The following is a 22,452-nucleotide window of genomic DNA, read 5'->3' on the forward strand; positions in this document are numbered from 1 at the left end:
ATAAAAAAGATTAAATATATCTTATTTAGTTATTTTCTTGTAAGTTAAAAATAAGTTCATTATAAGTCATTTTATAAGAACTTACAATATCCATTAAAGCTGAAACTCCAGCATTAATGCCTGATTTTTGCTCTTTTTCAAGTAAAATTTTATAAACTTCTTCAATTATAGAAAGAGATTTTCTATTGGGTGCACGACGAACAGAATAATAATTGACGATATCTCCATTAGCATCAAATGAAGCACTTACATTTGCAAAAACCCAGTAAAAATTACCATCTTTGGATTTATTTTTCACAAATGCAAAAATTTCATCTCCTTTTTGAATATAATCCCAAAGACATTTAAATACAGTGCGTGGCATATCTTCATGTCTTACTATATTATGAGATTTATATAAAAGCTCATCGACTTTATAACCTGCGTATTTTAAAAAGTCATTATTGGCATAAATGATATTCCCCTTAAGATCTGTTTTAGAAGTAATTAAAGCATTTTCAGACAAAACTATTTCTTTCATAATTTAAAACATCCCAATAAAACAAATAAATCAAAAATAGAATTATTACCAATAATAAATAACAAAAAGCAAACTGAATTACAAAATTATAAAATTTTCAAAAATATTTTAAATTTTATAATGCAAATAATGAGAAATTTTGTAACGTTTATATAAAAAATTATCATATCATATAAAAGAAAGTATTTCTAGATTTGTTTTTTTGTTAAAATTTACGATACACATTGTTAAAATTATATTTTACAAAGATCAAAAGGAGTGAATAAACTTGGAAACTTTAAGTCAAACTTTAGCTGAAAGAAAACCGCCTTTATATAAACGTATTATCAAAAGTCTTGGATTTTGGGTGATTATAGGCATTATTACAGGTATTGTACTTGGCTATACAGATAAAGAATTAGCCATTGCTAGCAAACCAGGAGTTGATTATTTTATAGGTGCTTTAAAGGTTCTTATAGGCCCTATTATTTTTGTTACTTTGGTTTTGGGCATCATTAGTCTTGAAAGTTTAAAAAAAGTAGGTAGCATTGGTGCTAAAGCGGTTATTTACTTTGAAGTTGTAAGTACTTTAGCACTTGCTATAGGTATTTTTATGGCAAATGTTATGCAACCAGGCCATGGAATGAATCTTGATCCAAGTCAACTTGATACAAAAAGCGTTCAAAAATACATTTCTCAAACCACAGAAGTAAGTGCGAGCTCTGAGATTATGCATATTTTAAAAGATGCTATGCCTACTGATATTATCACACCTTTTACAGAAGGAAAAACCATACAAGTTTTAGTTATTGCTATAATTACTGCTTTGATTATTTCTTTAATGAGAATAGAAGACAAACAGGCAATTCAAAGAGTTTTTGAAGTGGTACAAAATTTTGTTTTTAAAATTCTACAAATCATTATGTATTTTAGTCCTATTGCCGCCTTTTCAGCAATGGCTGTACTCATAGCTCAATACGGAATTGGCTCTTTGATCAACTTAGCATATTTACTTTTAGTAATGCTGATTTCATGTCTTGTTTTTATATTTGGAATCTTAGGTCTGATTTGTTATTTTGCAAAAGTAAATATCTTCAAATTTATGAGATTTATCTCAAGAGAAGTATTGATCGTTTTTGCAACCAGTTCAAGCGAGTCTGCACTTGCTCCTTTAATGAGAAAACTAGAAAAAGCAGGACTTTCTAAAGCAACAATCGGACTTGTTTTACCAACGGGATATAGTTTTAATCTTGATTGTACAAATATTTATCTAGCTATGAGCTTAATCTTTCTAGCACAAGCTTTCAATGTAAATTTAAGTTTAGCACACGAAATCAGTATTTTAATAGTATTAATGATAGCCTCAAAAGGTGCAGTAGGTGTAACTGGATCAGGTTTTATAGTGCTTGGAAGTACGCTTGCGGCTCTAGGAAATATGGAAATTTCAGAAGCAAATGCAACCTTAGCACAAGTTCTACCAGTAGCTGCTATAGGTGTTCTTTTAGGTGTTGATAAATTTATGTCTGAAATGAGAGCGGTTGGAAATCTTTGCGGAAATTCAGTAGCAGCTTTAATCGTTGCTATCTGGGATAAACAAATTGATTGGGAAAAATTCCGCTACGCTATGGACAATCCAGAAAAATTTCATAATGCTGGAATGAACTAATGAGTTCTTTGGAGGAAATCATATCGATTAACCTCCTCTAAAGTATTATCTTTTTTTCTAAATTGCTTTAAAAAACTTTCATTGAAATTAAAACTAAATCCAACTTGAACAACAGTATCATCAACAGTCTCTCTTGCACTATAATCACGACGCAATAAATTTAAACTAAATACACTATAAGGAGAGTAAGATACTTGATAATTAGTTTTATCATTATCCTTACTTATATCAAAAGCAAAAGCGGTATAAGTTGGAATTACAAAACTCATTCCAAGCTGTAATTTTTTTTCTGCTTCATTGGGTATATAATAATTACTATAAGCCTTTATAAATTTACTATAACCAAACTCTGTACCAAAGCTTTTAGTATCTTTTTGTTCCTTTTGTTTATCAATAAAACCATTAACTCCAAATAAAAAATCATCTTTTTCATAACGATTGATTAAACCCCCTGAGTAATTATAATTATCTTGAGCCACAAAAAGTTCTTTTTGAAAAAGCAAAGAATTATTCTCCCCCTCATAAAGAGAACTTAAATTTTTAACCTGCGCGTTTTCATTTTGAAAATCCAAATTCCCATCTGTTTTATCTATACCATTATTATTTTCTAAGGTTTTTGAAAGTAAGCTATCAAAAGTGCTTTTAAAATCCACATTCTCTTCTTGAATTTTTGGAGCTTCTTTGGTATTTTCATAATCAAAGTGCTCCCAAGAATTTTGATTATTATTTTTTGCTAAAGCCTCTGTAAGTTCATCGGCATTGAGTAAAGAAAACAATGCTATTATATAAAAAATACCCCTCATTATTCTTATATTCCTTATTATTTCTTGTTTGAGTATTTATTATAAAAAAATAATATAAATAAAAATTCCACAAAGACTAAAAAATAAAATTAGCAAATTTAAAGTAAATAAGTGTATAATTAAAATAAAAAAGGGTTATTAATGCAAAAAGACAACCTCATAGCTTTTGTTATTTTTATTATCAGTACTATCGCATTTGTTATTTGGGGATTTGGTTATATTTCGCAACATCAATTGATTCTTTTTATTCTTGCTTCTATATTTGGCATTTTTATGGCATTTAATATAGGTGGAAATGATGTAGCCAATTCTTTTGGAACAAGCGTTGGCGCAAAAACAGTAACCATTAAACAAGCTTTAATTATAGCAGCTGTTTTTGAGCTAAGCGGGGCAATCTTCGCAGGCGCAGAAGTTACTAAAACCATACGCAGCGGTATTGTTATTTTTCCAAATTCTTTAGATCCTATGCTTTTTGTTATCATTATGCTTGCTGCACTTTTAAGCTCTGGGGTTTGGATTTTTATTGCAACCAAGAAAGGCTTACCTGTATCAACCACACACAGTATAGTTGGTGGGATTGTAGGTGCTAGCATTATGATGGGGCTTTTAAAATTTGATGGAATCCAAACACTCTCTATGATTAAATGGAGTGAAATTTTAAGAATAGCTATTTCTTGGATAGCTTCTCCTCTTTTAGGGGGTATTGTAGCTTATATTATTTATTCATATATTGATAAGAAAATTTTAAAACCATCAGAAAAACTAAATGATGATTTGAAAAATATCAAAAAAGAAAGAAAAAAATTCAAAGAAGAATACTTTTTAAATTTAAAAACAAAATCCCAAGAAGAACAAATCAAAGAACTTTCCGCTATAGCTTTAGATGAGGAAGAACAAGAAAATAATTTCTATAGAAATAAAATGAAGGAATTTAAGGATCAAGAAAAAGATATAGATATTTACTCTATTTTAAAAACTCATATGCCAATCATTGCTTGTATTGCTGCTGCTATCATTTCGGCAATGTTTTTATTTAAAGGTTTAAATAATGTTAGCACTTTAGATATTTTACAAAACTTTTGGATTATCGGAATTATAGGAACTATAAGTTATGTTGTAACATTTGCTATAGTCAAAATCGTTAAAAAAACAGAACTTAATAAAACTACTGATAGAATTTTCTCATGGTTTCAAATATTTACAGCCTCTAGTTTTGCATTTTCACACGGAGCCAATGATATAGCCAATGCTATAGGTCCTTTTGCAGCGATTTTAGATGTCTTAAAAAACGGCACAATTAACGCGACTTCTCCTGTACCTTTTGCTGCTTTAGCTATGTTTGGAGTTGCTCTAGTTGTAGGGCTTTGGTTTTTAGGTAAAGAAGTGATTACTACAGTGGGTTCAAAACTTGCAACCATACGCCCTACTACTGGATTTTCTGCAGAACTTGGTGCAAGTATAGTTATACTCTTAGCTACACAATTTGGAATTCCTGTTAGCTCCACCCATATACTCATAGGTGCTATCTTGGGTATAGGAGTGTATAATAAAAACGCAAATTGGATTATGATGAAGCCTATAGGATTGGCTTGGATTATCACTTTACCAGCCGCTGGTATTATGGCAGCACTTGTATTTTTAGGATTTAAACTATCTTTAGGAATTTAAGTAAAGCTTATTTTTCTAAAATATTTTTTCCTTTAATTATATGCATTTTAATCTTTCCAAAAAGTTTATCCTCAGAATAAAGAGAACTTTTTGGAGCAAAAATTTCTTCATTCTCATCAAAAAGAACTAGATTAGCTTCTTTGCCAACTTCTATAACTCCACTATTTAAACCTAAAAATTCACTAGGATTTTTACTTGTAAATTGACAAAGCTCTTGCCAATTTAAAAATCCTTCTTTGATTAAAAAAGTATAACAAAGACTTATAAATTCGCATATGCTATGAATTCCAAAAGCCGCTTCATCAAAAGCTAAATCTTTTAAAGAAATTGATTTTGCACTATGCAGGGAAGTCAAAAAGCTAATTTTTCCTTCTTTTAAAGCCACTCTTAAAGCCAAAACATCTTCTTTGCTTCTTAAAGGTGGCATAAGTTTCGCAGCCGTATTAAAATCTTCACAAGCACTATCATCTTTGATAAGATGATGAATGCTTACAAGTTTTAAATCCTTTTCATCTAATAATACTAAAGAATCTTTCAAACTTAAAAGATCAAAAATAACTTTATTTTTATAAAATTTAGCCAATTCTTTCATTTTAGCCATCTGGCTAGTTTCAGCGATTTTACTCATGCCTATAAGCCCTAGCTCAAAGCTCATTTCACAATCATTCATCACTCCATTATCATCAAAATCCTTATCATAACAACGCACAAAAATTGGAGAGTCTTTCATAAAAGCATATTGTGAACTTACTTTTAAAGTATTTGCATCTAAAGAGCTGTCAAGTTCTAGAGCACAAGCACCTTTATTTAAAAGAGTGGCTAAATTTTTAAGCTTGCCGTTTGTATCCTTAACCCGCACACTTGAAAAAATTTGCATCTTTCTTTGAGCTAAATTTTGTAAAAATAAAGCAAAACTTTCTTCATCAAAATCCATGCAATCACGCAAAACTATACTAGAAATTCCTCCTTTTAGACACTCATTTTCTAAAAGCTCTAAATTAGCTAAAGAAAATTTATCGTTTTTTAAACTCACACACAAATCCACAAAAGATGGAAGTAAAGTCATACCTTTAGCATCTAAAATTTCTTCGCCTTGTAAATTAGAACCAATATTGGTAATTTTTCCTTCTTTAATCTCTATATCTTGTAAAGAATCTCCATAAATTTTTGCATTTTTAATTATCATGATTTTTCCTTAATCATTTTGCTTTAATAAATTCTGCGTTGCTTCTTGCACGCTTTTACCCTTAAAAATTGCCACTACTTCATTTACAATAGGTGTATAAATTCCTTTCATTTTTGCTAGTTTTTCTATAGCATAAGCAGTTTTTACACCTTCTGCTACTTCATTAAGTTCGGCTAAAATACTATCTAATTTTTGATTTTGCGCCAGTTTTAAACCTACTCTATAATTTCTTGATAAAACACTCGTTGCAGTTAAAAACAAATCCCCTGCCCCACTTAACCCTAAAAAAGTTTCTTCTTTAGCACCAAAAAATTTACCAAAACGATGCATTTCTATAAGCCCTCTTGAAATCAGTGCCGCTCTTGCATTATTGCCAAGTTTTAACCCATCACTAATCCCACTTGCAATTGCTAAAACATTCTTATAAGCACCACAAATTTCAGCACCACGAACATCATTATCAATATAAGTTTTAATAAAATCAGGGAAAAAACTTGCAAATTTTTTACAAAGCTCTTGATTTATCCCGCTAATCATCAAAGCAGTAGGAAGTTTTTGCATTACTTCAGCAGCAAAAGAAGGACCGCTTAAAACACAAAAATTTTCTTTTGGTATAAAATCTAAAAAAATTTCATCTAAAAATTGACAACTTTGATCTTCTATGCCTTTTGAAGCAATTAAAATTTTTTGTCCCTTGTTGATGAAATTTTCTTTAAGCCAAGCACGCATCCCTTGAGAACTTAAAGCAAAAACAAGATATTCACATTCTAAAGCTTCTTTTATGCTAACAAAATCTTCTAAATCACGCTGATGCAAAGAACTGATAAAACAATTGTGATTTTCTTTTAAGGCTAGATGTAAAGCACTGCCCCATTTTCCCGCACCAATAACCGCTATACGCATCAACCAAGCTTTGTTTTTAAAATTTCATTTACTTTTGCAGGATTAAAAGCTCCTTTGCCTTCTTTCATGGTTTGACCTACAAAGAATCCAAAAAGCTTCTCTTTACCACTTTTATACTCTGCAACCTTATCGGCATTTGCATTTAAAATTTGTTCAATCACCGCTTCTATGGCTGAGTCATCACTTACTTGTTTAAGTCCTAGCTTTTCTATAGCTTCATCAATTTCCACGCTAGTATTTTCAAATACAAAAGCCAAAACATCTTTAGCCGCTTTTGCACTGATAGTGCCATCTTCTATGCGTTTAATTAAAACTCCAAGCTTTTGAGCATCTACAGGAGAATTTTCTATAGTCAATTCTCCTTTTAAAAGTCCCATAAGTTCAGTATTTAACCAATTTACGCAAAGTTTAGGATTTAAATTTTGAGAAATAAGACTTTCAAAAAAACGACTCATTTCTAAAGAACTGATTAAAACCTCTGCATCACTTTCTTTTATACCAAGCTTGTCTATAAAGCGTACTTTCTTCTCATCAGGAAGCTCAGGGATTTTAATATCCAAAAACTCATCTTTTAATAAAACAGGCAATAAATCAGGATCAGGAAAATAGCGATATTCTGCCGCTTCTTCTTTGCCACGCATACTTCTTGTAACTAAATTTGTCGTATCAAAAAGTCTAGTTTCTTGAACTACTTCTTGTTCGTAAGTTCCATCTTCCCAAGCCTCACTTTGTCTTTTTACCTCATATTCTATAGCTTTTTGGATAAAACGAAAAGAATTAAGATTTTTAATCTCTACTCTAGTATAAAGTTTTGTATCGCCCTTAGGTCTTATACTAACATTTGCATCGCATCTAAAACTTCCTTCTTGCATATTTGCATCTGAAATGTCTAAAAAGCGTATAATAGAATGAAGTTTTTTAAGATAAGCTACTGCCTCATCGCTACTTCTAAGCTCAGGTTCGCTGACAATCTCAAGCAAAGGAGTTCCTGCACGATTTAAGTCCACTTTAGAAAAATTATTTTCGTGGATATTTTTACCTGCATCTTCTTCTAAGTGTGCTCTTGTAATACCTATGCGTTTATTTTCACCCTTTACATTGATAAAAAGCTCACCCTTTTCTACTATAGGGATATCAAATTGTGAAATTTGATAGGCTTTAGGTAAATCTGGATAAAAATAATTCTTACGATTAAAAACACTTTTTTTATTAATTGTTGCATTGACAGCTTTTCCAAAAGCTATAGCTTTTTTTACAGCCTCTTCATTTAAAACAGGCAAAGCTCCTGGTAAGGCCAAACAAGTGGGACAAACATTGGTATTTGGAGCTTCTCCAAAAGAAGTTGCACATGAGCAAAAGATTTTTGTTTTTGTATTTAACTGAGTATGAACTTCAAGACCTATAACTACTTCAAACATAAAATTTCCTTGAATTTTTAAATGTTTTATTTTATCTTTTTTTCTTTTAGAAAGGCTTTAAATATTAACTTTAAATGCTATAATTCTTAGACAATTTATATTTAAGGAGTTAAAATGCCATTATTAGACAGCTTTAAAGTTGACCATACTAAAATGCCAGCTCCTGCTGTGCGTTTAGCTAAAGTTATGAAAACACCTAAGGGTGATGATATTAGCGTGTTTGATTTGCGTTTTTGCATACCAAATAAAGACATTATGAGCGAAAAAGGTACTCATACCTTAGAACATTTATTTGCAGGATTTATGAGAGATCATTTAAATTCAAATTCAGTTGAAATTATTGATATTTCACCTATGGGTTGTCGCACGGGTTTTTATATGAGTTTAATTGGAACACCAGATGAAAAAAGTGTTGCTAAAGCTTGGAAAGCAGCTATGAAAGATGTTTTAAGCGTAAGCGATCAAAGCAAAATTCCTGAACTTAATATCTATCAATGCGGAACTTGCGCAATGCATTCTTTAGATGAAGCCAAACAAATTGCCCAAAAGGTTTTAAATCTAGGTATTAGCATAATGAATAACAAAGAATTAAAACTCGAGAATGCTTAAAAAGAATCTTTATTTTTTAAACAATTAAGCTTTAATTAATATATTTTTATATATGATTTTGAAATTTTATTATTTTAAAAGGAGAAAAAATGAAACTGATGTGCGAGATGTGTAGTATCTAGTGCGTCCTTTGGCTTAACATTATGTTTCCAAAGGTCCAAAAAGTGGATAAGGAGATATAATGTGTAAGAAAGTCAAAAAAGTTTATTTTTTCAAAATACTCATTTAAAATCTTAACTTACAAAAATTTCTCTAATAAAATTTTAATTCAAAATATCTTCTTATCCTTAATTTTAATTTAAGGAGCAAAAATGAACTTACCTATACTTGATTTACAAGCTTATGAAAAAGATAAAAGCACTTTTCTTAAAAATTTAAGAGAAATTGCTTCTAAAATAGGTTTTTTTTATCTTATCAATACCAGTATAGATAAAAATTTAAACGAGAAATTATTCAAACTTGGCAAAGAATTTTTTAATCTTTCTAGAAGTTCGAAAGAGCTTATTTCTATGGTACATTCTCCTCAATTTAGAGGTTATACTAGCGAAGGTTTTGAATACACAGCAGGATCTAAGGATTATAGAGAACAACTGGATATAGGCACAGAAAGAGATGCTTTAAACTGGAATTTAAACTCACCCTTATGGCAAAGACTAGAAGGTCCTAATCTTTGGCCTAGTGAAATTCCAGAACTTAAAAAAACTTTCTTAACTTGGCACAAACAAACCAAAAAAGCTTGTTTAAAGCTTTTAAAAGCCTTCGCTCAAGCTCTTGATCTACCTAACAATGCTTTTGATAAACTTTATGGAGAAAATTCTTACGAACATTGCAAAATCATACATTATCCAAAAAGCTCAAAAAATATCACTCAAGGCGTAGGTTCACATAAAGATGGTGGGCTTATCACTTTTGTTTTTCAAGAAAAACAAAGCGGATTTGAAGCTTTTATAGATGGTAAATGGCTTAGTATACCCCCACTTGAAAATAGCGTTGTAGTTAATATAGGAGAATTTTTAGAACTAGCTACCAATGGCTATTTAAAAGCTACTATTCACCGCGTGAATTTAAGCCCAAAAGAACGCTTTAGCATAGCTTATTTTCTTGGAGTGCAGCTTGATAAGGATATACCTATTTTTAAGTTAAATCCAGAGCTTGCTAAAGAAAGTAAAGGTGTGGATACTGATCCTAAAAATCCACTTTTAAGAAATGTTGCAAGTAATTATTTTAAAAGAATGATACGCTCTCATCCTGATGTAGCAAGTATTTATCATAGTGACTTGATAGAAAAATTTAGTTTTGCATAAAGGAGAAAAAATGACTTTATTTACTAAAGCTTTTTGCGTTGCTACTCTTTTTACCGGTTTTGCATGGACAAATGAAGAACTTAAAGTTGGCTCTTCTATAACACCTCATGCAGATATTTTAAGATTTATAAAATCAGCACTTCAAAAACAAGGTTATGATTTAAAAATTTATGAATTCAATGATGGAGTAATCCCTAATGTAATGGTTGAAAATGGTGAGTTAGATGCTAATTATTTTCAGCATGAACCCTATTTAAAAGAATTCAATCAAAGACAAGGCACCCATCTTGTAAAAGTTGCCAGTATCCATATAGAACCTATGGCAGTGTATTCTAAAAAACACAAAGAATTTCACCCCAGGGAAGGACAAAGCATTTCTATACCCAATAATCCTACAAATGAAAGCCGTGCTTTACGCATTGTAGCAAGCAAAGGACTTATAGAAGTTAAGGATAATGAGCTCATCACTCCTTTAGATATCACTAAAAATCCTAAGAAGCTTAAATTTGCAGAGTTAAAAGACGCTCAACTTACAAGGAGTTTAGATGATGTAGATTATTCTCTTATTAATAGCAATTTTGCTATTTTAGCAGGTTTAAACCCTGTAAAAGATGGGCTTTATACAGAAAGTAAATATAGTGAATATGGCAATATCATCGCTGTTAAAGAAGGTAATGAAAACCTTCCTAAAATCAAAGCCCTAGTAAAGGCCTTGCAAAGCGATGAAGTTAAAAAATTTATAGAAGAAAAATATCAGGGTGCTTTAATCCCTACATTTTAAGGAGAATAAATATGAAAAATTCAATCATTTCTTATCCAAGAATAGGTGCAAATAGAGAATTAAAATTTGCTATTGAAAAATACTTTAAAAACCAAAGTTCTAAAGAGGAGCTTTTAAAGAGTGCTAAGGATTTAAGGATTAGACACTGGCAAGAAATTCAAAAAGCTGGCATTGATTTTATCCCTAGTAATGATTTTTCACTTTATGATAATGTCTTAGATGCAGCTGTGCTTTTTAACATTGTTCATACAAAGTATAAAAATTTAAATTTAGATGCTTTAGATGAATACTTTGCTCAAAGTCGAGGTTATCAAGGAGAAAATGGAGATGTTACAGCCTTAGCAATGAAAAAATGGTTCAATACAAATTATCATTATTTGGTGCCTGAGTGCGATAATGCTGATATTATAGCTTTAACAGGGGATAAAATTTTTAAAGAATATCTCGAAGCTAAAGAGCTTGGCATAGAAAGCAAGCCTGTTTTAATAGGCATTTTCACACTTTTTAAACTCATTGCCTTTAAAGATGAAAAAACTCAAAAACTCGCTAAAGAAAAGCTTTTAAACGCTTACATAGAGCTTTTTGATAAACTAAATGAACTTAAAGTGACATGGCTTGAACTTGATGAGCCTTATTTGGTTTATGATTTAAGCAAGGAAGATATCGCTTTGTTTGAAGAATTTTACCAAGAACTTTTAAATCACAAAAAAGATCTTAAAATTTTACTTCAAAGCTATTTTGGAGACTTAAGAGATATTTATCCTAAACTTTTAGAAAGCAAATTTGATGCTTTGGGTCTTGATTTTATCGAAGGTAAACAAAGCTTAGCCTTAGTTCAAAAATACGGCTTTGCTAAAGATAAAATCCTTTTTGCAGGTCTTATTAATGGCAAAAATATCTATACTAATGATTATGCTAAAAGCCTAAAGCTTATTAAAGAGCTTCAAAAATATACACAAAATATCATCTTAAACACTTCTTGCTCACTTTTACATGTGCCTTATAGCACTGAATTTGAAAGCAAATTAGATTCAAACTATCTTAAACTTTTTTCCTTTGCCAAAGAAAAACTTCAAGAACTTAAAGATTTAAAAGAAATTCTAAATTCTAGCGAAGAAAATCCGCTCTTTAGAGCCAATCAAGAGCTTTTTAAAAATATCCCAGAGCGTTTAGATGAAAAAGTCAAAGCAAGGCTTAAGGCTTTAAAAAAAGAAGATTTTACCAGAACGCCTAGTTTTAAAGAACGCGCCTTAATCCAAAAAGAATTTTTAAAACTCCCTCTTTTACCAACCACAACCATAGGTTCGTTTCCTCAAAGTGCTGATGTAAGATCTAATCGCCTTGCCTTTAAGCAAGAAAAAATTTCAGCTCAAAACTACACTGAATTTAACCAACAAAAAATCAAAGAATGCATACAAATTCAAGAAGAAATAGGACTTGATGTTTTAGTGCATGGAGAATTTGAAAGAAATGATATGGTGGAGTATTTTGGAGAGAATCTAAAGGGCTTTTTATTTACTCAAAATGGTTGGGTGCAAAGCTATGGCACAAGGTGCGTTAAACCTCCTGTGATTTGGGGTGATGTATCGCGCATAAAGCCTATTACCTTAGCTTGGTCTAAATTTGCACAAAATTTAAGTCAAAAAATCGTAAAAGGCATGCTAACTGGGCCTGTAACCATACTTAATTGGTCCTTTCCAAGAGAAGACATTAGTCTAAAAGAAAGTACTGAGCAAATTGCCTTAGCTATAAGAGATGAAGTATTAGATCTTGAAAATGCAGGTATAAAAATCATACAAATTGATGAAGCCGCTTTGCGTGAAAAACTGCCTTTAAGGAAAAGTGATTGGCATAGTGAGTATTTAAATTGGGCTATTCCTGCTTTTAATCTTGTGCATAGCGGGGTAAAAGCTAAAACTCAAATTCACACTCATATGTGTTATAGTGAATTTAGTGATATCTTAAAAGAAATTGACGCTATGGATGCTGATGTGATTTCTTTTGAAGCTTCAAGATCAAACTTAAGTCTTTTAGATACCCTAAAAGCTATTCGTTTTAAAACTGAGGTGGGACCAGGAGTTTATGATATACATAGCCCTAGAGTTCCAAGCGTAGAAGAATTAAGTTTAACTATAGAAAAAATTTTAAACAAATTACCTAAGGAGCAAATTTGGATCAATCCAGACTGCGGACTTAAAACAAGAGCCTATGAAGAAGTTATAGCCTCTCTTAAAAATTTAGTTACGGCTACGCAAAAAATACGAGAACAATTATAAGGAGTTTTCATGTGTAGTTTTTCTTTTGAAGTTTTTCCACCAAGAAAGGATGAAAATATCAAAAATCTTCATGCTATCTTAGATGATTTAGGGCAATTAAGCCCTAATTTTATCAGCGTAACCTTTGGAGCTGGAGGCTCTATTAACTCACAAAATACTTTAGAAGTTGCAAGCTTAATCCAGGAAGAATATCAAATTCCTAGCATAGTACATTTACCTTGCATCCATTCTAGTAAAGAAAAAATCACTCAGATACTTCAAAAATGCAAAGAAAAAAATCTTAATCAAATTCTTGCTCTAAGAGGCGATATATGTGAAAATTTAGAAAAAAGTAAAGATTTTTCTTATGCTAGTGATTTAATTTCTTTTATAAAAAAACAAGAATACTTTGAAATTTATGCCGCATGCTATCCTGAAAAACATAATGAATCTAAAAATTTCATCGAGGATATACACCATCTTAAAACTAAGGTAAATGCAGGAACAGACAAGCTCATTACTCAACTTTTTTACGATAATGAAGATTTTTATACTTTTAAACAAAATTGTGCTTTAGCAGGTATTGACATACCTATTTACGCAGGTATTATGCCTATTACTAACAAAAGACAGGTTTTAAAAATTTCTCAACTTTGCGGAGCTAAAATCCCTCCTAAATTTGTTAAAATTTTAGAAAAATATGAAAATAATGCTTTGGCTTTAGAAGATGCAGGTATCGCTTATGCTTGCGATCAAATTGTCGATTTAATCACAAGTGGCGTAGATGGAATTCATCTTTATACTATGAATAAATCCAAAGCGGCTATTAAAATTTATGAAGCTGTAAAGCATTTGCTTAAAGAAGAGCTTCATGCTTAGAAAATAAACTATTTTTTGCTTTTATCTTAACTTATTTTCATTTTTTAGCTTATGGTTTTCTATAAGTAAAACAAAAATTAAAGATAAAAGCAAACCTGGTATAATACCCAAGCAAAGATAGAAAAAAGAATTATATTTAAAAAAGAAGAAAAGTGCACCAAAAAGCATTAAAGCTAAAGATGCACCTTTGAAAAATTCTAAAATATAGATCAATGACCTTCCTCAACAACAGTTGCACCCGCTAAATATACATAAGTTAAAATCATAAAAATAAAAGCTTGTAAAAATGCCATAAAAGTTAAAAGCACATAAGCAGGAAGTGGAGCTATATAAGGAACTAAAGCTAAAATTACCATCAAAAATAAATCGTCACCTTTAATATTTCCAAACAAACGGAAGGACAAAGAAACCACACGAGAAAGATGAGAGACTATCTCTATAGGAAACATCAAAGGAGCTAAAAGTTTAATAGGTCCCATGAAATGAGCAAAATACTTTACAAAACCTTGCGCCCTAATACCCTCAAAATGATAATATACAAAAACTATAATAGCCAAGGACAAAGTCAAATTTAAACTTGCAGTTGGAGAGTGAAAACCAGGTATTATGCCTATAATATTACTAAAAAACACTATAATCCCCAAAGTTGCAACCAAAGGAAGATATTTTCTTGCACCTTTTTCACTTCCCATGGTATCTCTACCCATAGATAAAACTCCCTCTAAAAAAGCCTCGCCTAAATTTTGCATACCGCGTGGAACAAGTTGCATAGAACGAGTAGCCATCATAGCCACTATAACAGCAATTAAAGCTACCAAACCTATGTGAAAAAAATAAGAAAAAGTATGACTTGCATCAAGCAAAGAGCTAAATAAAAATAAATCTTTCATGGTTTCCTCAAAAATTTTATTCTAAACTCGGAATTTTAGCAAAATCTTACTTATATTTTAATGAAAATTTACATCCATTCTAAAACTTGTGAAAGTTCTTTAGCAACAAAACACTTAAGCCCTATATCTTCCAAAGGCTTAGAAGGAACAATGGCATTTTTAAATTTTTGCATTTTAGCTTCTTTTAAACGCGTATCAAGGCTAAAAACCTCTCTAATTTCTCCATTTAAACTAAGCTCCCCTATAAAAATACTATCTTTGCTCAAAGGGCGATTTTTAAAACTTGAAATAATAGCTGCAACCACAGCTAAATCCGCAGCAGTTTCACTTACTTTTACTCCGCCGCTAATATTTACAAATACATCATAATGCCCTAAAGGAATTTCAAGTTTTCTTTCAAGCAAAGCCAAAAGCATATCTAAGCGATTTTTTTCATATCCTGTAGCGCTGCGTTTTGGATAAGAACTTTCACACACTAAAGCTTGAACTTCTAAAACCAAGGCACGAGATCCTTCCATCACAACACCTAAAGCACTTCCTGAAATAGCCTTTCCACGAGTAAAAAAACGATTTGCTAAATCTTTTGCGCTAATCAAACCCTTAGCAGTCATCTCAAAAATACCTACTTCATTCGTTCCACCAAAACGATTTTTAAAGCCTCTTAAAAGTCTGATTTCTTTAGTGGCATCTCCTTCAAAATAAAGCACCACATCTACCATATGCTCAAGAACCCTAGGCCCTGCTATAGCACCTTCTTTAGTAATATGCCCTATGATAAAAGTACTGATATTATAAGCCTTGCTAACACGCATAAGTTCAAAAGTAATCTCACGCACCTGAGTGATGCTTCCTGCTGCTGAAGTGACTTTATTTGAATATAGAGTTTGTATAGAATCAATGATAAGAATACTATAATCCTTTTTATGTAATTCTTCTAAAATATTTTCAAGGCAAAGTTCAGTAAGTAAAAATAAATTCGGAGTATTAGCCTCAAGGCGATCAGCTCTTAATTTAATCTGAGCTTTACTTTCTTCGCCACTGACATAAAGCACTTTTTTACCCTGTTTGGCTAAATTTGAAGCAATTTTTAACAAAAGCGTAGATTTTCCCACACCTGGACTTCCGCCTATAAGCACTAAAGAACCTTCAACAAGCCCTCCGCCTAAAACCAAATCAAGCTCATTATCATCTGTGCTGTATCTTGTAAAATGTTCTAATTCCACATCTTCAATACAAACAGCTTCACTTGTTTTCATACTAACTTGCACAAGCTCTTTTAAAACTTTAATTTGCTCAGCTTTTAATTCTACAAAACTATCCCAAGCTCCACAATCAGGACATTTTCCAAGCCATTTGCTTTGTTGATTTCCACAAGCTTGACATTCAAAAAGTGCTTTATTTTTTGCCATTATTCAAAAATAGGATCTAATAAAGTATCTAAATAAGCACTTGCATTAAATTCTTGCAAATCCGTCATTTGCTCACCCACGCCTACATAAAAAATAGGAAGCTCAAGCTCTCTTGCTATACTAAAAAGTGCACCCCCTTTAGCTGTCCCATCAAGCTTTGTGATAATCACACCATCAAGTTTTACAAGCTCATTAAAAGCTTTAGCTTGTAAAATTCCAGCATTTCCCTGTGTTCCATCTAAAACTAAAATTTTTCTATGGGGTGCACCTTCTAAAGCTTTGTTTGAAATTCTCACAATTTTTTCAAGCTCATGGGCTAAATTTTTTTGATTTTGCAAACGCCCTGCTGTATCGATAATAACTCTATCAAAATCCTTTGCTTTTGCTTTAGAAATGGTATCAAAAGCAACCGCTGAAGGATCATGCCCTTGTGCAGTTAAAACTATATCTACATCCACTTTTTGCGCCCAAAGTTTTAATTGTTCAATCGCACCTGCTCTAAAAGTATCACACGCTCCTAAAATCACTTTTTGATTTTGGTTTTTATATAAATAAGCAAGTTTAGCAATACTTGTTGTTTTTCCTGCTCCATTTACTCCTAAAATAAGCTCTACAAAAGGTTTTTCTTGATTGGTTTCTTTTTTTTCATAAAGAAAATAAGAACCCATAACACGCTTTAAATCTTCTTTTTTTACTTCATTTTGAGGTGGTAAATAATAAATTATCTCTTCAACTATTTCATAACTTACATCTGCTTCAAGCAAAATTTCTTCAAGCAAATCTTTGGTTATCTTTTTATTCTCTCCTTTAATCCCAACAATATTTTCAAGAGTTTTTGCAAGTCCTTTTTTAAAAAAATTAAACATTAAAGTATAGCCTTTTGTATATCGATTTCTAGCATTTCTTCAGGAATAAGCCCTAAATACTGATTAATCAATTTAGAATGCTTATTGTAAAGAAACATGGTAGGAATTCCATTTACCCCACCTAAAGCTTTAGCTAAAAGATAGTTATTTTCACCATTAGCGACTTTATAAGATATTTTATGCTGTTCTATAAATTTTTGAATCTCATCGTTAGATTTATCTTCTAATAAAACCCCAACTATATTAAAATCATTATTATACTTTTCTTGTAATTTATTAAGATGAGGGATTTCAGCAATGCAAGGGGTACACCAAGTGGTAAAAAATACAAACAAAATTGCCTTACCTTCATCGTTGAAATTTAAAACGACATTTTCTTTTTTAACTGAAATTGATCCTCCATCAATCAAATTAAGTTTAAAATTCATATCATCACTTTGATTTATACTTGCCTCGGTGCTTAAATTTACATCATTTTGCTGTTTTTCTTTATCATTGCTACAAGCAACAAACAAACAAGATATTGCCACTAGTAAAAGTATTTTTTTAATCTTCATTATTTATCAATCCTTTATTCTTCTTTATAAAAATGCTAAAATTATAACATACATAAGATAATATTTTTTTAAAGACATATTAATGGAAAAAACAGATTTTAGAGCATTGCAAAAAATACGCCTTTTCAAACATTCAAAACTAAATTTCAAACAAGATTATAAAATATTTAAAGAATGTCTTAAAATAATAAAACTATTTAAAGCTAAAAATATTTTAATTTTTATTCCTTTGCATTATGAACCAAACTTAATAAAATTTCGCCATATTCTTAATAAAAATTACAAACTTTTTGTTCCATTTATGCAAGATAAAAGTTTAAAAATTGTAAAATTAAGATTGCCTTTTATTAAAAAAAGGTTTGGGGTTTTAGAGCCTATAGATTCTTTTTTTAAAGCAAAAATTGATTTAGCTATTGTGCCTGTAATTGGCGTCGATAAAAATTTAAAAAGAATAGGACATGGGCAAGGTTTTTATGATAGATTTTTTGAAAATTTAAATTACAAACCTCATATAATATTTGTCCAAAGTATAGATGCTTTAAGTCAAAATAATCTAACACAAAAGCATGATATTTCAGGAAAATTATACATAAACCCTTATAAAAAATATTACAAGAAAGAAAGAAAAAATGATAGAATCACTTATCGCACTTATAGCCGCTATAGTCGGACTCGGTATAGGATATTTAGTTGCAAAAAAAATCAATGATGCCAAATATGAAATTTTCGTAGAACAAGCCAAAGCTAAAGCCAAAGCTATAGAATACGAAGCGGAGCTTATTTTAAAAGATGCAAAAAATTCAATTCTTAATGCAGAATTAGAAGTTAAAAAAAAATACGAAGAAAAAACTCACAAAATTCAAAAAGATTTTAATCAAAAATTTGATGATCTTTCTAAAAAAGAACAAAAACTTCAGCAAGAAGAAGAAAAACTAAAAGAAGATAAAGAATACCTTTGCAAGTCACAAAAATACATTCAAAACTTACAATCTGATGTTGATAAATTAAAAAATAAATATCAAGAAAAACTTGACGATGTTTTAAAAATTTTAGAACATTCGACAGGACTTACACAAAATGAAGCCAAAGAAATCATTCTTAAAAAAGTAGAAGAAAATTCTCGCGAGCAAATTGCACATATAGTAAGAAAATATGAAGAAGAAGCAAAAAATGAAGCTAAAAGAAAAGCTAATTTCATCATTGCTCAAGCTACTTCTCGTTTTGCAGGTGAATTTGCAGCTGAAAGACTTATCAATGTTATTAACATTAAAAACGATGAACTTAAAGGACGTATCATTGGTAAAGAAGGGCGCAATGTTAAAACCTTGGAAATGGTTTTAGGTGTTGATATTATCATCGATGATACACCAGGTGCTATTATAGTAAGTTGTTTTAATCTTTATCGCCGTGCTATTGCTACAAAAGTTATAGAACTTTTAGTTGAAGATGGCAGAATTCAACCCGCGCGCATAGAAGAAATTCACGAAAAAGTGTGTAAAGAATTTGATAGTGCCATTCTAGAAGAAGGCGAAACCATAGTTATGGATCTAGGTTTAAATAAAATACACCCTGAAATTGTAAAACTCATAGGAAAACTCAAATACCGAGCAAGCTATGGACAAAACGCTTTAGCACATTCTTTGGAAGTGGCTCACCTTGCAGGAATCATTGCTGCTGAGTGTGGTGGAGATGAGAATTTAGCACGTCGTGCGGGAATTTTACATGATATAGGAAAAGCATTAACCCATGATTTTGAAGGATCTCATGTGGATTTAGGTGCAGAACTTTGCAAACGCTACAAAGAGCATCCTGTAGTAATCAATGCTATTTACGCACATCATGGACACGAAGAAGCTACAAGCATAGAATCAGCAGCTGTTTGTGCAGCAGATACTTTAAGTGCTGCACGACCTGGAGCTAGAAGAGAAGTGTTAGAAGCTTTCTTAAAAAGAGTCAGTGAGCTAGAAGATATCGCTAAAAGTAAAGAAGGAATTAAAAATGCCTATGCAATCAATGCCGGAAGAGAAATTCGCGTCATAGCCAATGCTCAGCTTGTTAATGATGATGAAAGTGTACTTTTAGCTAAGGAAATAGCAGCTGAAATTCAAGAAAAAATGCAATATCCTGGTGAAATTAAAGTCAATGTTATACGTGAACTTAGAGCTGTAGAATACGCTAAATAAGGTTTATTATGCAAGATATGATTGATACTTTAATAAAATATGGTTATATTGTTTTATTCTTTTACTCTTTAGGGGGCGGGATGGTTGGAATTTTAGCTGCAGGAGTTTTAAGTTCTCAAGGAAAAATGGATCTTAGTTTTTGCATTGCTCTTGCTTTTATTGCTAATACCATAGGTTCAACTTTGCTTTTTATACTTGGAAAATATTATAAAAAAGACATTATGCCTTATTTTAAAAAACACCGACGCAAGATAGCCCTTGCTATGATAAAAACAAAACAACATGGAATTATTTTACTTGTAACTCAAAAATTTATTTATGGTTTAAAAACTTTCATTCCCATAGCTGCAGGTATGGTAAAATATAATTTTATTAAATTTTTTATTATCAATACTCTAGCTAGTTTGGCATGGGCTATTGTTCTAGGTTTTACTGCTTATACTTTTGGGTATGTTATTGAAGCAATTTTTGATAAACTGAGTTTATATCCTTATGCTGCTCCTTTATTTTTATTATTTTTAGCCGGAATAATTTGGCTTTATTTAAGTAAATTTTCTAAAAAATAATGTCTCTATGGAATTCTTTTTCTTACTCTTTTAAAGAATTTCATTATTTATTTTTCTCTGTTGTTGTTATTTTTATTTTTAATATCCTTTTAGAATATAATAATTTTTTAAACTTTAAAAACCAAAAACATTACCTTATAGACAACGCTCTATTAACGCACCAATATATAAAATATAATAAAAAAAATAAAAAATACTGGGTTTTAAAGTTACAAACTGAAAACTTCACTTTTTATACTACAAGTTTTAAGGATTTAAATTTAAGTAAGAATCAATTTTTAAGCCTTAGAATTATCACCCATAATATTAACTTTAAAGACTATCTGAGTAAAAGTTTTTACGCACCTTCTTATGATTTTGAAAAATTAAAAGAAAAAGAATACAATCCCATTATATCTTACTTCTTAAATCAACATACAAATGAAAAGATTAAAGAATTTTATGGTGCTTTATTTTTTGCACTGCCCATATCTTTAGAGCTTAGAAACGATGTAAATTACTACGGTATAGCACACCTTATAGCAATTAGCGGTTATCACATAGGCTTACTTTTTAGTTTAATTTTCTTTATTTTAGCTCCAATTTATAGTTTTTTCCAAAAAAGATATTTTCCTTATAGAAATTTACGTTTAGATTTAAGTATTTTAATTTTTGCACTACTTTTAGCTTATGCTTGTTTAATAGGATTTGTCCCTTCTTTTGTGCGCTCCTTGATTATGGCTTTTTGGGTTTTTTATCTATTGTGTAAAAATATAAAAATCATTAATTTCGTTACGCTTTTTTGTAGTATTTTATTATGCATTTCTCTTTACCCTAGACTTTTATTTAGTATTGGATTTTTATTTTCTATTTTAGGTGTTTTTTATATTTTTTTATATATGCATCATTTTGCAAATAAATTTAATAATCTTATAAATATTATTTTGCTTAATATTTGGACTTTTTTTGCTATGGTTTTGCCTGTGCTTTATTTTTTTCCACTTATAAGCTACCAACAAATTTTAGGTATTATTTTGAGTGGAATTTTTGTAATATTTTATCCTTTAGTATTATTTTTGCATCTTATAAACTATGGAGATTTGCTCAATTTTATCTTAGATGAATTTTTTAAATTTAAAATTTATGGAACTAATATCCATATCCCATTTTGGATTTTTATAAGTTATCTTATTGCTTCTTTAATCTCTGTGCGATTTAAATATCTAGCTTTTCTTTGTATTTTTGCGAATTTTATTCCCTTTATTATGATTGTGATTTAGAAAATAATAGAGTTTAAGCCCAAAAAGATAAATAATCCAAGAAATATAAATCCAAATAAAAAAGAATAAAATAGTAGAAAAAGATCCATAAACGCTAGCGTATGTTTTATTATATACCACGTAATATACAAATAAATTTTTTCCTATATACCAAATAGTACCCGCTCCAAAAGATACTAAAGCTAAACTTTTAAGAGTTCCCTTATGAACAGAACTTGAATAAGATATAAAAAATAAACCCCAAATAATTACAAAGGGTAAAATTTCAAAAAAATTAAACCCTATTTTATAATCATCTAAAGTTTGTTGGATAAAACCTGAAATATAAAAACTAAGCCCAAGCCCCAAAGGAACAAGAGTTAAAAGAGTCCAATAAGAACTAATACTTTGCCAAAGTCCTTTAGGTTCATTTTTAGTAATGCGATTGATTACAAAATCATAGCCTGAAAAAAAAGCTAAAGAAGTAAATGCCATAGCAATAAGACCTACAATACCCAAATTTACACTATTTTTTAAAAAAGTATCGATGTAGGTAGCAACAACATCTTGTTGCGTTGGTATTAAAAAAGCAAAAATTACTTGCTTTGCTTTTTCATAATAAGCTTTAAAACTGGAAATTTGCGTAAAAACAGAAAAACATACAAATAAAATAGGTATTAAAGATAATACAGTATAAAAACTAAGCGCTGCTGCATAATTTAAAATTTCCTTATCACGCAAATTTAGTAAAATAGTAAAAAAATTTTTCACC

The 22,452-nt window shown here is 30.4% G+C and carries 22 protein-coding genes; 11 read left to right on the forward strand and 11 right to left on the reverse strand.

Annotated elements, in window-relative coordinates; genetic code table 11:
* Positions 1–25: 25 nt before the first annotated feature.
* Entirely contained in the window at positions 26–520 is a 495-nt protein-coding gene (gene cetC / locus FBF22_RS05765; protein ID WP_002859273.1) for an energy taxis response protein CetC, read from the reverse strand.
* Positions 521–788: 268 nt separating this feature from the next.
* Here cetC and FBF22_RS05770 point away from each other — a divergent pair, with 268 nt between their 5' ends.
* On the forward strand, positions 789–2,165 hold the full coding sequence (locus tag FBF22_RS05770) for a cation:dicarboxylase symporter family transporter (protein ID WP_002884430.1): 1,377 nt from the start codon (positions 789–791) through the stop codon (positions 2,163–2,165).
* On the opposite strand, the gene FBF22_RS05775 is transcribed toward FBF22_RS05770, so the two are convergent.
* The gene (locus tag FBF22_RS05775) at positions 2,162–2,968 is read right to left on the reverse strand and encodes an inverse autotransporter beta-barrel domain-containing protein (protein WP_002873176.1); all 807 of its coding nucleotides are present in this window, start codon (positions 2,966–2,968) and stop codon (positions 2,162–2,164) included. The genes FBF22_RS05770 and FBF22_RS05775 overlap by 4 nt on opposite strands.
* Positions 2,969–3,109: 141 nt before the next feature.
* On the opposite strand from FBF22_RS05775, the gene FBF22_RS05780 reads away from it, so the two are divergent.
* Positions 3,110–4,636 (forward strand): inorganic phosphate transporter, encoded by a 1,527-nt coding sequence (locus FBF22_RS05780; protein WP_002856300.1) that lies wholly within the window; start codon positions 3,110–3,112, stop codon positions 4,634–4,636.
* Between the two features lie 7 nt (positions 4,637–4,643).
* Here the strand turns inward: FBF22_RS05780 and FBF22_RS05785 are convergent, their stop codons facing one another.
* From FBF22_RS05785 to gatB, 3 genes are read right to left on the reverse strand one after another with little or no spacing between them, the layout of a single operon-like run.
* On the reverse strand, positions 4,644–5,822 hold the full coding sequence (locus FBF22_RS05785) for a metal-dependent hydrolase (RefSeq protein ID WP_002884426.1): 1,179 nt from the start codon (positions 5,820–5,822) through the stop codon (positions 4,644–4,646).
* Positions 5,823–5,831: 9 nt separating this feature from the next.
* Positions 5,832–6,728, reverse strand: coding sequence for an NAD(P)H-dependent glycerol-3-phosphate dehydrogenase (locus tag FBF22_RS05790; protein WP_079264017.1), 897 nt, complete (start codon positions 6,726–6,728; stop codon positions 5,832–5,834).
* The gene (gene gatB / locus FBF22_RS05795) at positions 6,725–8,143 is read right to left on the reverse strand and encodes an Asp-tRNA(Asn)/Glu-tRNA(Gln) amidotransferase subunit GatB (protein ID WP_002859278.1); all 1,419 of its coding nucleotides are present in this window, start codon (positions 8,141–8,143) and stop codon (positions 6,725–6,727) included. The genes FBF22_RS05790 and gatB overlap by 4 nt, the downstream gene beginning before the upstream one ends.
* A gap of 114 nt (positions 8,144–8,257) precedes the next feature.
* Between gatB and luxS the strand changes: the two genes are divergently transcribed.
* The 5 genes from luxS (at position 8,258) to metF (ending at position 13,971) form a co-directional block, all read left to right on the forward strand.
* Positions 8,258–8,752: an S-ribosylhomocysteine lyase gene (gene luxS, locus FBF22_RS05800; RefSeq protein WP_002859279.1), complete on the forward strand. Its 495-nt coding sequence runs from the start codon at positions 8,258–8,260 to the stop codon at positions 8,750–8,752.
* 311 nt (positions 8,753–9,063) lie between these two features.
* Entirely contained in the window at positions 9,064–10,056 is a 993-nt protein-coding gene (locus FBF22_RS05805) for an isopenicillin N synthase family oxygenase (protein ID WP_002858100.1), read from the forward strand.
* Positions 10,057–10,066: 10 nt separating this feature from the next.
* On the forward strand, positions 10,067–10,837 hold the full coding sequence (locus FBF22_RS05810) for a MetQ/NlpA family ABC transporter substrate-binding protein (RefSeq protein WP_002884424.1): 771 nt from the start codon (positions 10,067–10,069) through the stop codon (positions 10,835–10,837).
* 11 nt (positions 10,838–10,848) lie between these two features.
* Positions 10,849–13,113 (forward strand): 5-methyltetrahydropteroyltriglutamate--homocysteine S-methyltransferase, encoded by a 2,265-nt coding sequence (gene metE / locus FBF22_RS05815; RefSeq protein WP_002884422.1) that lies wholly within the window; start codon positions 10,849–10,851, stop codon positions 13,111–13,113.
* A gap of 9 nt (positions 13,114–13,122) precedes the next feature.
* Complete coding sequence (gene metF, locus FBF22_RS05820) at positions 13,123–13,971, forward strand: methylenetetrahydrofolate reductase [NAD(P)H] (protein WP_002859283.1); 849 nt, start codon at positions 13,123–13,125, stop codon at positions 13,969–13,971.
* 21 nt (positions 13,972–13,992) lie between these two features.
* Here metF and FBF22_RS05825 read toward each other — a convergent pair whose 3' ends face one another.
* From FBF22_RS05825 to FBF22_RS05845, 5 genes are all read right to left on the reverse strand, one after another.
* The gene (locus tag FBF22_RS05825; RefSeq protein ID WP_002852856.1) at positions 13,993–14,184 is read right to left on the reverse strand and encodes a membrane protein; all 192 of its coding nucleotides are present in this window, start codon (positions 14,182–14,184) and stop codon (positions 13,993–13,995) included.
* Positions 14,181–14,861 carry a F0F1 ATP synthase subunit A gene (locus FBF22_RS05830; RefSeq protein WP_002852750.1) on the reverse strand — a complete coding sequence of 227 codons (681 nt, stop codon included), beginning with the start codon at positions 14,859–14,861 and terminating at the stop codon, positions 14,181–14,183. The genes FBF22_RS05825 and FBF22_RS05830 overlap by 4 nt, the downstream gene beginning before the upstream one ends.
* A gap of 68 nt (positions 14,862–14,929) precedes the next feature.
* Positions 14,930–16,270: a DNA repair protein RadA gene (gene radA, locus FBF22_RS05835; RefSeq protein ID WP_002884419.1), complete on the reverse strand. Its 1,341-nt coding sequence runs from the start codon at positions 16,268–16,270 to the stop codon at positions 14,930–14,932.
* A complete protein-coding gene (gene ftsY / locus FBF22_RS05840; protein WP_002852840.1) occupies positions 16,270–17,136 on the reverse strand; it encodes a signal recognition particle-docking protein FtsY in 867 nt (288 codons plus the stop codon). Before ftsY ends, radA begins: the two co-directional genes overlap by 1 nt.
* Positions 17,136–17,693 (reverse strand): TlpA disulfide reductase family protein, encoded by a 558-nt coding sequence (locus tag FBF22_RS05845; protein ID WP_002869638.1) that lies wholly within the window; start codon positions 17,691–17,693, stop codon positions 17,136–17,138. The genes ftsY and FBF22_RS05845 overlap by 1 nt, the downstream gene beginning before the upstream one ends.
* Positions 17,694–17,775: 82 nt before the next feature.
* Here FBF22_RS05845 and FBF22_RS05850 point away from each other — a divergent pair, with 82 nt between their 5' ends.
* Genes FBF22_RS05850 through FBF22_RS05865 form a run of 4 tightly spaced genes read left to right on the forward strand, consistent with a single transcriptional unit; the run spans position 17,776 to position 21,701 of the window.
* Positions 17,776–18,402 carry a 5-formyltetrahydrofolate cyclo-ligase gene (locus FBF22_RS05850; protein ID WP_002860439.1) on the forward strand — a complete coding sequence of 209 codons (627 nt, stop codon included), beginning with the start codon at positions 17,776–17,778 and terminating at the stop codon, positions 18,400–18,402.
* Complete coding sequence (rny, locus tag FBF22_RS05855) at positions 18,323–19,876, forward strand: ribonuclease Y (RefSeq protein WP_002884416.1); 1,554 nt, start codon at positions 18,323–18,325, stop codon at positions 19,874–19,876. Before FBF22_RS05850 ends, rny begins: the two co-directional genes overlap by 80 nt.
* Before the next feature lie 8 nt (positions 19,877–19,884).
* Complete coding sequence (locus FBF22_RS05860) at positions 19,885–20,442, forward strand: DedA family protein (RefSeq protein ID WP_002884414.1); 558 nt, start codon at positions 19,885–19,887, stop codon at positions 20,440–20,442.
* Positions 20,442–21,701 (forward strand): ComEC/Rec2 family competence protein, encoded by a 1,260-nt coding sequence (locus tag FBF22_RS05865; protein WP_002873165.1) that lies wholly within the window; start codon positions 20,442–20,444, stop codon positions 21,699–21,701. The genes FBF22_RS05860 and FBF22_RS05865 overlap by 1 nt, the downstream gene beginning before the upstream one ends.
* On the opposite strand, the gene FBF22_RS05870 is transcribed toward FBF22_RS05865, so the two are convergent.
* Complete coding sequence (locus FBF22_RS05870; RefSeq protein ID WP_165433222.1) at positions 21,645–22,451, reverse strand: YihY/virulence factor BrkB family protein; 807 nt, start codon at positions 22,449–22,451, stop codon at positions 21,645–21,647. The genes FBF22_RS05865 and FBF22_RS05870 overlap by 57 nt on opposite strands.
* Between the last annotated feature and the right edge of the window lies 1 nt (position 22,452).

It is taken from the genome of Campylobacter sp. CFSAN093260, assembly GCF_012890095.1.
Lineage (GTDB): Bacteria > Campylobacterota > Campylobacteria > Campylobacterales > Campylobacteraceae > Campylobacter_D > Campylobacter_D jejuni.